The organism is Alkalibacter mobilis (assembly GCF_015594845.1).
Lineage (GTDB): Bacteria > Bacillota > Clostridia > Eubacteriales > Alkalibacteraceae > Alkalibacter > Alkalibacter mobilis.
Genome location: NZ_JADNRK010000012.1, coordinates 48694 through 57613 on the forward strand (window position 1 = coordinate 48694; position 8920 = coordinate 57613).

Annotated in this window: 11 protein-coding genes; 9 read left to right on the top strand and 2 right to left on the bottom strand. The window is 38.7% G+C overall.

The window, feature by feature from the left end:
- Positions 1 to 2: 2 nt before the first annotated feature.
- The 9 genes from IWB18_RS07730 (at position 3) to IWB18_RS07770 (ending at position 8165) form a co-directional block, all read left to right on the top strand.
- The gene (locus IWB18_RS07730) at positions 3 to 1529 is read left to right on the top strand and encodes an AMP-binding protein (RefSeq protein WP_207740776.1); all 1527 of its coding nucleotides are present in this window, start codon (positions 3 to 5) and stop codon (positions 1527 to 1529) included.
- On the top strand, positions 1526 to 1756 hold the full coding sequence (locus IWB18_RS07735) for a phosphopantetheine-binding protein (RefSeq protein WP_195683047.1): 231 nt from the start codon (positions 1526 to 1528) through the stop codon (positions 1754 to 1756). Before IWB18_RS07730 ends, IWB18_RS07735 begins: the two co-directional genes overlap by 4 nt.
- A 16-nt stretch (positions 1757 to 1772) precedes the next feature.
- Positions 1773 to 3362 carry an MBOAT family O-acyltransferase gene (locus tag IWB18_RS07740; protein ID WP_195683048.1) on the top strand — a complete coding sequence of 530 codons (1590 nt, stop codon included), beginning with the start codon at positions 1773 to 1775 and terminating at the stop codon, positions 3360 to 3362.
- Between the two features lie 9 nt (positions 3363 to 3371).
- Positions 3372 to 4430 carry an SGNH/GDSL hydrolase family protein gene (locus tag IWB18_RS07745; protein ID WP_195683049.1) on the top strand — a complete coding sequence of 353 codons (1059 nt, stop codon included), beginning with the start codon at positions 3372 to 3374 and terminating at the stop codon, positions 4428 to 4430.
- A gap of 9 nt (positions 4431 to 4439) precedes the next feature.
- Positions 4440 to 4964 (top strand): hypothetical protein, encoded by a 525-nt coding sequence (locus tag IWB18_RS07750; protein WP_195683050.1) that lies wholly within the window; start codon positions 4440 to 4442, stop codon positions 4962 to 4964.
- Positions 4965 to 5062: 98 nt separating this feature from the next.
- A complete protein-coding gene (locus IWB18_RS07755) occupies positions 5063 to 6286 on the top strand; it encodes an ABC transporter substrate-binding protein (RefSeq protein ID WP_195683051.1) in 1224 nt (407 codons plus the stop codon).
- A complete protein-coding gene (locus IWB18_RS07760) occupies positions 6283 to 6984 on the top strand; it encodes a GTP-binding protein (RefSeq protein ID WP_195683052.1) in 702 nt (233 codons plus the stop codon). The genes IWB18_RS07755 and IWB18_RS07760 overlap by 4 nt, the downstream gene beginning before the upstream one ends.
- Complete coding sequence (locus IWB18_RS07765) at positions 6977 to 7990, top strand: ATP-binding cassette domain-containing protein (protein ID WP_195683053.1); 1014 nt, start codon at positions 6977 to 6979, stop codon at positions 7988 to 7990. Before IWB18_RS07760 ends, IWB18_RS07765 begins: the two co-directional genes overlap by 8 nt.
- Before the next feature lie 37 nt (positions 7991 to 8027).
- Positions 8028 to 8165, top strand: a complete 138-nt coding sequence (locus IWB18_RS07770; RefSeq protein ID WP_195683054.1) for a DUF6019 family protein — start codon at positions 8028 to 8030, stop codon at positions 8163 to 8165.
- A gap of 41 nt (positions 8166 to 8206) precedes the next feature.
- Here IWB18_RS07770 and IWB18_RS07775 read toward each other — a convergent pair whose 3' ends face one another.
- Together IWB18_RS07775 and IWB18_RS07780 are read right to left on the bottom strand one after the other, a co-directional pair.
- Positions 8207 to 8584, bottom strand: coding sequence for a hypothetical protein (locus tag IWB18_RS07775; protein WP_195683055.1), 378 nt, complete (start codon positions 8582 to 8584; stop codon positions 8207 to 8209).
- A gap of 1 nt (position 8585) precedes the next feature.
- Positions 8586 to 8783, bottom strand: a complete 198-nt coding sequence (locus tag IWB18_RS07780) for a GTP-binding protein (protein ID WP_195683056.1) — start codon at positions 8781 to 8783, stop codon at positions 8586 to 8588.
- Positions 8784 to 8920: the final 137 nt, after the last annotated feature.

Here is an 8920-nt window from a genome sequence, read left to right on the forward strand (position 1 = left end):
AATTGCAGAGGAATATACTTGAATATCTGGAAGAGACGGTGAAAATCTATCCGGAAAAAACGGCTTATGCCGATGAAGAGAGTCTACTTGTATTTCAGGACGTTATATATAATTCAAAGGCCATAGGAAGTTACTTGTCAAATAAAGGTTTATACAGGGAGCCGGTGGTGGTATTCATGAAGAAATCTCCGGAAACCATCGCATCATTTTTTGGAGCAGTTTACGCAGGGTGTTTCTACGTTCCCCTGGACGAAGAGATGGGGCCTCTAAGGATAAAGATGATCCTCGAAAAGGTAGATCCAAAAGTAGCCATTTGTGACCAAACGACCATTGCCAAGATAAATGAATGGGGATTTTCGGGACAAGCCTGTCTATATAATGATATTATAGAGACAGACATAGACGAAAGCAGGCTGGGCTTTGTCAGAGACAATCAGCTTGATGTAGATCCAATATACACTGTTTTCACATCCGGATCAACGGGGATGCCGAAAGGTGTTACAGCCAATCATAGGTCGGTCATCGACTATATCGATAATCTGATGGAGGTCCTAAAGGTGGATGAAAATACCGTCTTTGGGAATCAGACACCATTTTATTTTGACGCATGCTTGAAAGAAGTTCTTGGAACCATAAAATGCGGGGCTACTACTTATATAATTCCAAAATCCAATTTTATGTTTCCATTGAAGCTTGTAGAATTTTTAAATAAATACAAAGTGAACACGGTTTGTTGGGTCGTTACTGCGCTAACGATGATTTCCTCATTCAAGGTTTTGGAAAAAACTGTTCCTGAATATCTTCATACCATTGCCTTTGGGAGTGAAGTTTTCCCCATCAAACAGTTCAAGCTTTGGAGGCAGCATCTTCCCAATGCAAGATTCATAAATTTATATGGACCCACAGAAGCGACCGGGATGAGTTGCTACTACGAAGTGGACAGGGATTTCGATTTGGATGAGGCCATACCCATAGGAAAACCATTTAAAAACACCGAGGTAATGTTGTTGAAAGAAGACAATTCCAGAGCCGAATCCGGAGAGTTGGGAGAAATCTGCATAAGAGGTGCTTCGGTCACATTAGGCTATTACAAGGATCATGAAAGAACTGCACAGGTTTTTGTTCAAAATCCTTTGAATGATGCCTACCCTGAGATAATATATAAAACGGGAGATTTAGGAAAAATCAATGAAAGAGGCGAATTGATTTTTGTATCTCGTAAAGATTATCAAATAAAACATATGGGACATCGTATTGAGTTGGGAGAGATCGAAGCAAGTGTTAACACGCTTGACGGCATCAGGAATTCTTGCTGCATATACCATAAGGAAACGAGCAAGATAATTCTTTTTTATTCGGGGATTCCAGAAGTTGCGGAAGTAATAAAAAATTTAAAGACCAAATTGCCCAGGCACATGATTCCAAATCATGTTGAAACTATGGAAAGATTGCCTCTGACCTCAAATGGAAAAATCGACAGAGTTTTTCTGTCGAATGAATATGCAAAGAAAAAAGGAGAGATAAAATGAAAACTTTACTAAGTATATTGAAAGATCTGCATCCGGAGATAGATTTTGAAACTCACGAACAACTCATCGACAAAGGAGTTCTCGACTCATTTGACATTGTGACAATCGCTGCAGAAATAGATAATGAATACGGGGTATCAATACCGGCAGACGCAATAGTACCTGAAAACTTCAATTCTGCGAAAGCTCTTTACGCATTGATAGAGAGATTGGAAGAAGAGGAATAAACCACGGGAGAAAATCATGCTTTTTACGTCATTTGATTTCATAATTTTTATAACGCTTTTGTTTGTGATGTACTATACCGTACCAAAAAAATATCAATGGAAATTGTTGCTTGCATTCAGTTACATCTTTTACTTTATCGCAGGACCAAAATTTTTGTTTTATATTCTGTTGACAACCGGATCTACATACGTTTCCGGAATAAAGATCGGCAAATTATACGAGGATCAAAGCCTTTACCTAAAAGCAAACAAGGAACTTTCGCGGGAAGAAAAGAAAGCGTTTAAGGCAAAAGTCAAAAAAAGAGCCTGGAAGTGGATATTGGGGTGCCTTCTTTTAAATTTCGGCATTTTATTTTTTATAAAATACATCAATTTCACCATTGCAAATATTAATTGGTTCATTGACAGATTAAACGACAGAGAAACTCTTTCCTTTATTGATATCGCACTGCCGTTGGGAATATCATTTTACACATTTCAGACCATGGGATACATTATCGATGTATACAGGGGAAAGTATCCACCTGAGAAAAATTTTGGGAAATTGGCTTTATTCGTTTCATTTTTCCCCCAATTGATCCAAGGACCTATCAGCAGATTTGACGATTTGGCAAAAACACTTTTCAGAGAGAATTCATTCAACTACAATGAATTTTCATTTGGATTGCAAAGGATTTTATGGGGATATTTTAAGAAGCTGGTCATAGCTGACAGAATCCTGGTGGCTGTCCAAACTCTTATTGGGGATACAGCCATGTATGATGGCGCTTATGTATTTGTTCTTATGGTGTTTTATACTGTTCAACTTTACTGTGATTTTACCGGAGGTATAGACATAACCATAGGAATTGCCCAGATTTTAGGGATCAAAGTGCAGGAAAACTTCATTAGGCCTGCATTTTCCAAGAATATCGCAGAGTTTTGGAGGAGATGGCACATATCATTGGGAACCTGGTTCAAGGAATATTTATTTTATCCCTTGTCCATTTGGAAACCGATGCTCAATTTTTCCAGATTCGCCAGATCTAAATTCGGGGATTCGATCGGAAAGAAACTACCTGTTTTCTTGTCGGCTTTCGTTGTCTGGTTTATAACTGGAGCATGGCATGGCGCCAGCTGGAACTTTATAGTATGGGGGCTGTTAAATTATATTTTTTTAATGGGATCCGAAGAGTTAAAGCCCTTTTACAGTTGGTTTCATTCAAAATTTGATGTACAGGGAACATTGGGATTCAAGTTGTTTCAGATAGCAAGAACCAATCTGCTGGTCAGCTCTATAAGACTTTTGGATTGTTACAGGGACGTACCAGGAACTTTTAAAATGGTTGGAAGTTTTTTCACAAAAAACAATTTCAACATATTTGTTGACGGCAGTCTTCTTGAAATCGGCCTGACATCAGCAGATTATTGGGTTATAACCGGTGGATTACTGTTAGTGCTGGTAGTGGCCCTGATAGGACGCAAGGGCAGTGTAAGGGAATTGATGGCAGCCAAACCGGTCATTGTAAGAAGGACCGCTTTTTATCTGCTGATCATGTCCATACTTATATTTGGCGCCTATGGAGTGGGTTATGAATCATCTCAATTCATATACAATCAATTTTAGGAGAACTGCATGAAAAAAATCATTAGCATATTTTTGACGATAGCCGTCGGACTTGGGGGATTTTTCTCAGTCCAGAGATTACTTGTACCTAAATATACAAAGGGAATAGTTGAAGGTACATTGATAGAAGAGTATTACCCTGAAGCAAAGAACCATGACGTGATAATAATAGGAGATTGTGAAGTTTATGAAAATATATCGCCTATAACCATGTGGGAAGAATACGGTATAACCAGTTTCATCAGAGGAAGTGCACAACAACTGATCTGGCAATCCTATTACCTGCTTGAAGAAACCTTGAAGTATGAAAAGCCGGAAGTGGTCGTTTTTAACGTACTCGCATTAAAATATGATCAGCCTCAAAAGGAAGAATACAACAGGTTGACACTGGACGGGATGAAATTCTCCGCTACAAAGCTAAAGGCTGTAAATGCTTCGATGATGCCCGACGAAAATGTATTAAGCTACATCTTTCCTTTATTCAGGTATCACTCCAGGTGGAGTGAAGTAAATTCTGAAGACTTTGAAAATTTCTTCGGGAAAAGACAAATGTTTCACAACGGATATTATATGAGGGCAGATGTAAAACCCGTGGAAACAGTGCCTTCGGGAAGGATCCTGCCCGATTACGATTTTGGAGACAATGCGTACAAATATCTGAACATGATGGTCGAATTGTGCGAGGAAAATGACATAGAACTTGTTTTGATAAAAGCCCCGAGCCTTTATCCCTATTGGTACGACGAATGGGAACAACAGATGGAGGATTACTCCAGAAAAAAGGGTCTAAAATATATAAATTATCTGGAGTTGGTTGACGAGATCGATTTGGATTTTGCCGTGGATACCTATGATGCCGGGTTGCACCTTAATGTGACCGGTGCGGAAAAGGTGGCAATGCATTTAGGAAAGGTTTTAAGCGAAGAGTTTGACATTGAAGACAGAAGATCCAATCAACAAATCGCTGCAATTTGGGAAAAGAAAGTTGAGTTTTACAACGAGATGAAAAAAAATCAATACGAAGAGCTGGAACAATATGGTTATATAAAAAGCTTAAAGGGAGAATGAGGAGATCAAATGAAAAAGTTCATGATTGTAATGTTGATTGCATTGAGTTTGACATTTTTGGCAGGATGCTCCGGTGATGGAACGGCAGACGACACAAAAAACAATGACGATACCGGAGGCGATCCGCAAATCGAAAGCTACGGGTTTGAATATGAGGACGTGGATATTTATGTGAATATGGATGCTGAATCATTGATGGAAAAATTGGGAGAAGAACAGTCTTATTTTGAAGCGCCCAGCTGTGCATTTGAAGGGATAGACAAGATTTATTCCTACGGTTCTTTTGAAATTCACACCTATCCTGTTGAAGACAAAGATTATGTCTCAGCCATAATTTTGATAGATGACAGCGTTCAAACCAAAGAAGGCGTCTATATAGGGGATCCGAAAAACAAGGTCATTGAAACCTACGGAGAAGATTACAACGATGCAAACGGTGCTGTCGCTTACGAAAAAGGTGATGGCAAACTGCAATTTATATTTCAAAATGATGCAGTTGCAGCAATAGAGTACATTGCAACAGAAAGCAAATAACAAAATCGGCACCCAAAAAAAACTTGGGTGCTTTTTGTTTTTTGGGTATATATGATAGAATCTGTATATAATCAAATGCAAAGAATTGAGGAGAAAAAATGAATAATAAATATTTTGATACGAAAGATTCCCTATACGATCTGACGGAAAAATACAAGGAAGCGCTGGAACTCCTTATTTCAGTTGGTTTCGATAATTTGAGAGATGAAAACATGAGAAATGCTTTCGGAAAATCGATAAGTTTGGAAAATGCGCTACAGATGAAGAAAATAAACTTGGAATCATTTGTCGGCGAATTGGTGGAAAGAATCGAACGAAATGAAGCAAATCTGATCGATGATTCCGAGGAAAAAGAGAGGATTAAAATTTCAGGCGTTTTACCTTGTCCAGTCAAGGTTCCTTTAATGGAAGCTTTTGAAGAGTGGATGGAAAAGACGAACATGGATGTAGCTGTAGACTACGAATTGAAAGCCGCTTCAATGGGAGTGGATTGGCTTGAAGACGTGCTGAAGACAGGGAAAGTCGATGAAATACCGGATGTTTTTATTTCGGCGGGATTCGATATATTTTTTGACAAGAAACTTTTCGGCAAGTATAAAGAAGACGGTGTATTCACAGATATTACGGGGATTGAATCTTATAACGAAGATTTTAACAACGATGAAATCAGTTTGAGAGACCCGGATAATCAATATTCAATAATAGGACTGGTCCCTGCCATATTTTTAGTGAACAGAGATGAATTAAAAGGACGGAAAAGACCTGAAACATGGGAAGATGTTTTGGGTGAGGAGTTTGAAAGAAGTATCAGCTTGCCTGTAGGAGATTTTGATTTATTCAATGCCATACTTTTAAATATTTATAAAAATTTCGGTGAAGATGGAATAAAAAGATTGGGCAGAAATATGCAAAAAAGCATGCATCCTTCTGAAATGATCAAATCACACACAAAAATCCAAAAACCGACAGTTACTGTCATGCCCTACTTCTTTACATGGATGGTTACCGAGAAGAGTCCATTAGAGGCTGTATGGCCTAAAGATGGTGCCATTTTAAGTCCCATATTCATGCTGTCCAAGAAAGAAAAGTCAGAGAAGTTAAAACCTGTAGTAGATTTTTTTGCGTCTGTAAAAGTAGGGGAGATTTTGGCTCATAACGGAAAATTTCCAAGTGTCAATCCCAAGGTTGACAACATGGTGCCCAAAGAAAATAAGTATATGTGGCTTGGTTGGGATTTCATAAAAGAAAACGACATAGCAGCTCTGATAAAAAAATGCGAAGCTATTTTCAATAGTGAACTAAAAGGAGAAAATGATCAATGAATCTAATAACCATATCCGGACCTCCCTCATCGGGGAAAACATCAGTTATAATCAAAACTATCGAAGCTGTGAGACAAAGAGGGCTTACGGTGGGGATCGTAAAGTTTGATTGCTTGTATACCGATGACGATATCTTATATGAAAAAGCAGGAGTACCTGTAAAAAAAGGACTTTCAGGATCCCTTTGCCCCGATCATTACTTTGCAAGCAACATTGAAGAAGTGGTGAGATGGGGGAATGTAAAAGGAGTTGATATGCTGATCACAGAGAGTGCCGGACTTTGCAACAGATGTTCTCCATATCTCGTTGGAATCAAGGCAATTTGTGTGATAGACAATCTAAGCGGGATAAATACTCCTAAAAAAATTGGACCAATGTTAAAAACAGCGGATGTGATAGTAATAACCAAGGGGGATATAGTTTCTCAGGCAGAGCGCGAGGTATTTGCTTCCAGGGTGCATTCGGTGAATCCAACAGCTAAGATCATTCCGGTCAACGGACTTACAGGCCAGGGAGCATACGAGCTGAGCACTCTTGTTTACTCCAAAGAAGAAAATACCGAGTCTGTCAAAGGGATGGAATTGCGATATCCCATGCCCTCCGCTTTGTGCTCTTATTGTTTGGGTGAAACAAGAATAGGGGAAGAATTTCAGATGGGCAATGTAAGAAAAATGAAAATGGGTGAAAACAATGATTGAAATAAAAGACCTGGAAGTGATGACGATCGGAGATATGGAAAAAAAATACCCGTTCGTGTTGTCATTTCTGGAAAATAACAAGCTTGATACGACAAATTTTAAAGAGACGACATTTAATGATTATCTAGAACAGTTTCATCCTGACGAATTTGAGGAATTAGCTTTGGATAAAGAACAGATAAAGAAAAATTTAGTGGTTTTTGTGAACCAAATGCTCTCGTTTCTAGGCATGGATAAAGATACGGTCGAGTCCATAACCATACTTCCGGGAGTGGACAAAAACGGCAAAAGAGAAAATTTTGATGAATTGACCATCAATAAAAGTGAAATAATATCGATTGTGGGACCTACAGGTTCAGGTAAAAGCAGACTTCTTGCCGACATCGAGTGGGCCGCCAACAAGGATACACCGACAATGAGGACCTTGCTGGTCAATGGAGAGATCCCGGATCATGGAAACAGATTTTCCACCAGCAATAAAATGGTTGCCCAACTGTCTCAAAATATGAACTTTGTTATGGACCTATCAGTGAGAGAATTTTTGGAATTACATGCACAAAGCAGAATGGTGGAGAATCCTGGAGAGGTGATTCAGAGGATCGTGGAAGCTGCCAATGAGCTTGCGGGTGAAAAATTCGACATGGATACTCCAGTGACCGGTCTTAGCGGTGGCCAATCCAGAGCTTTGATGATAGCAGATACGGCGATCCTGAGTACCAGTCCCATAGTTTTGATCGATGAAATAGAAAATGCGGGGATAGACAGGAAGAGGGCATTGAATCTTTTGGTTAACGAAGAGAAAATCGTATTGATGGCCACTCATGATCCAAGTCTTGCATTGATTGCCGACAAGAGGATAATAATTAAAAACGGCGGGATACATAAAATAATAGAAACAGATGAAAATGAAAAGGTGATATTGAAAGATTTGGAGCAGATGGATTTGATCATAAACGAAATGAGAGCCAGACTCAGGAGTGGCGAAACATTGGAAAAAATAGATTAAGAGATTTTAATATTTATTATCGGAGGTGATTTAGTTGATGAGTTTATTTGCATGGTTTGGAGTTCTGATTTATCCCATACTAATGATATTGCCAATAATAGTACTTTATTTTGTGATCAAGATGGCAGTTAAAAATGCAATCAAGGAATCAAGGCTGGAAGACAGAAATATTTGAGCGATAAAAAACCAAGGATGCTTGTTCATCCTTGGTTTTTATCAGTCGATGTTTTTTATCAGTATATCTTCCAGTTCTTTAGTTGTGATCCCAAAAACAATAGCCACACCTTCCACAAAACAGTTTTCCAGATCTGTATATCTTTTATCGGTTTCTTCGTCGGTAATTGAAATCAGGCAACCGTTCCCAGAGGAGCTTAAATGAGCTTTTATATGTCCTACGATCCCCCCCGATGACTTTACATCGGATGCAATTTTTTTGAGGACTATTTCAAGTAACTTTTCCCCTTCTATGTATGAAGAATCGATTTTGAATCTATACGAACCCACTATGCTCATGTCATGTGTTGTAACTGAGATCTTGCTTGGCTTGTGGTCGTGTTCACTGCAGGTGCAGCTGCAATTTTCATGTCCAATCATTTCACGCCCCTCCCAACATTGCTTCGAATACTTCATCGTCTACTTTTTCCAATGCGCTTGTTTTAAAAAAAAGTGCAGAATCGTTGAAATTTAAAATTGATGATTCAACTTCTTTAAGGGTGAATTCGTCAATTGAATCGATTTTATTTATTAGTATGACGTCTGCTGATGTAAGTTGATCCTTCAATAACATTTCCATTGGACGCAATTGTATATAACCATGGGATAGAGCCAGCTTTTCCATAGAATAGAGCAAGTCTGTTCACGGAATTGAGCCACCTGTTCCATGGTGAGAGCCACCAACTGTATAATAAGATTATGCACCTAAAGGTGTAA